This window comes from Oculatella sp. FACHB-28 (genome assembly GCF_014696015.1).
In the GTDB taxonomy this organism is placed as follows: domain Bacteria; phylum Cyanobacteriota; class Cyanobacteriia; order Elainellales; family Elainellaceae; genus JAAUTN01.
Genome location: NZ_JACJPJ010000004.1, coordinates 1 through 2,256 on the forward strand (window position 1 = coordinate 1; position 2,256 = coordinate 2,256).

Genomic DNA, 2,256 nt, shown 5'->3' on the forward strand with positions numbered 1-2,256 from the left:
TTCGGATGGATCGCCGGCCGAAGGGCTCACGCATGTTCAAGCGACCGTGCCAGGTGTCGGCTATCACCCAAAACACACTGAGCGCGCATGGCGAGCGGTTCTTGATCTTTTCGCAGAGGAATCGAAATGAGCGACGTGCATGAAGTCCGGGCGCGGGAAGAAGATTTGCGAAGCGCCATGTTAGCCGCAGACGCGTCGGCCCCGTCGAGCCTCATAGTAGAAACACCGCATAAAGGCGCTGCACACCGACACCCTATAGCGCCGCCGTTCGTGCCTCACTCTAGTGCTTCCGCGTGCAGGTGAGCTTGGTCGTTCGACTGCCTAGATTTCAGGTTAGAACAGTAACTTAAGTTTCTAGATAGGATGCAGATGTCAATGCATTTTGAAAGTCGGGAGTGACCGATTGTGTACGGAGCAGATCCAAAAGATAAGCATCCAATGAAGGGGTTCCCGCAGGTTTGCTTTATCCAAAACACGGTATCGAATCCTAATATCATTATTGGAGATTACACCTATTACGACGATCCAGAAGATTCAGATAACTTTGAACGCAACGTCTTATACCATTTTTCATTCATCGGCGATCGCTTAATCATTGGCAAGTTTTGTGCGCTGGCGCGAGGCGTAAAGTTCATCATGAATGGGGCAAATCACAAAATGGATGGTTTTTCGACTTATCCGTTTTCAATCTTTGGCAATGGCTGGGAGAGAATAGACCCTCAATCGGACGAGCTAAGTTACAAAGGCGATACAGTGATCGGAAATGACGTGTGGATTGGCTATGAAGCGGTGATTATGCCAGGAGTACAGGTGGGAGACGGAGCTATCATTGCTGCAAAGTCAGTTGTGGTGAGCAATGTTTTACCTTATACCATTGTTGGTGGCAATCCAGCGAAGTGTATCCGCCAGCGCTTCGAGGATAATGTGATCCAAGCATTACTTGAAGTCGCTTGGTGGAATTGGGACATTGAGAAAATTACGCGCAATCTGGAAAAAATTGTAGCGGCAGACATTGAAGCCCTAATCAATTGTCAGTAGCAGCGCAGTCGAACAATTTTGTTGGAGCGGATTGGCGATACCTGGGTATGGGGTTAAAGGTGGCTACAACCGCTCAACAGAGCCGTTATACGTCTTCGTTTCTCGGTTGTGGCAGTTTATCAGTGGTGCCTGTTAGCGTTCTAAGTTGAGTAAGCCAAGCGATCGCACATGAACCAGATTTTGTATCTCGTGAGGCATTGTCAGGCAACTGGTCAAGAACCTGATGCACCGTTGACAGAAATAGGCAAACAGCAAGCGATCGCGTTAGCGGATCGGTTTAGCAAAGTACCGGTTGAACGCATTATTTCCAGTCCATTCACCAGAGCATGTCAGTCAATCATGCCGTTGTCGGAACGTCTTGGGTTAACGGTTGAGGTGGATGAGCGATTGATTGAGCGGGCATTAAGTCCAGTTCCACTAGATAACTGGCGGAAACGGCTAGCTGAGACATTTGTAGATTTAGACCTGAGTTTTGAGGGGGGTGAGTCAAGCCGTACAGCGATGACGCGAGGTGTTGCGGTAGTTCGGGTTATGGTTAACCTAAGCAGGTAGGTCACCCCACCTGCTTGGCTTCAGAACCGAACTTGCCCGTTTCCGTGCATCCGGCTCCTCTCCAACTTGGTTCATTGTCAGGAATACCAGTTGCGGGGAGTGTCGCTGCTGCGTGTGCCTGGTCGTGGCAGTGACGGTGTAGCAGTGTCAGATTTTTCAGGCTCTGGTTGCCGTGGTTCCCATCTTGGTGATGTACCTCAATGAGATCCTCTGAACAAAAGTGAAGTCCACAGAAGGCACACTTACCACTTTGTTGTTTGAGCAATATTGCTCTCAGTGGCGGTAGCTGAGGGTAGTTTCTGAGCCTTGTACCCCAGTAAACCCAGTCTCCATCATACGGAGAGCGATTAGCTTGAACCTTGATATGGCGACGAATCGGCGTTTCATTGTGGCGGCGGAGTTTAGGTCCGTCGTTGGTTTGAAATACCCATCCATCTCCCTGGTTGACCCGCCAGTAGCGTGACACGATTTGATGAGTGCTGAGCTTCGGATGTCTGTGTTTTGCCCAGCGCAACAGTTGTCCAAACAGGTGGTAGTCCATCGGGTTGTGTCGCAAAAACTTATTAAGAACAAACGATCGGTATCGTTTACATTCCCTTAAGCAGCAATTCCAAAGAGCGCTTCAATAAACTTCACTTGAGAGACACTATCCCCCTGATCAATTCC

At 49.3% G+C, this 2,256-nt stretch carries 3 protein-coding genes; 2 read left to right on the plus strand and 1 reads right to left on the minus strand.

Features of this window, described 5'->3' with window-relative positions:
• Positions 1-405: 405 nt before the first annotated feature.
• Together H6F88_RS00040 and H6F88_RS00045 are read left to right on the plus strand one after the other, a co-directional pair.
• Positions 406-1,038, plus strand: coding sequence for a Vat family streptogramin A O-acetyltransferase (locus tag H6F88_RS00040; protein ID WP_190640721.1), 633 nt, complete (start codon positions 406-408; stop codon positions 1,036-1,038).
• Positions 1,039-1,206: 168 nt separating this feature from the next.
• Entirely contained in the window at positions 1,207-1,590 is a 384-nt protein-coding gene (locus H6F88_RS00045; protein ID WP_190640722.1) for a histidine phosphatase family protein, read from the plus strand.
• A 1-nt stretch (position 1,591) separates the two neighbouring features.
• Here the strand turns inward: H6F88_RS00045 and H6F88_RS00050 are convergent, their stop codons facing one another.
• Entirely contained in the window at positions 1,592-2,131 is a 540-nt protein-coding gene (locus tag H6F88_RS00050) for a hypothetical protein (RefSeq protein WP_190640723.1), read from the minus strand.
• Positions 2,132-2,256 lie beyond the last annotated feature (125 nt).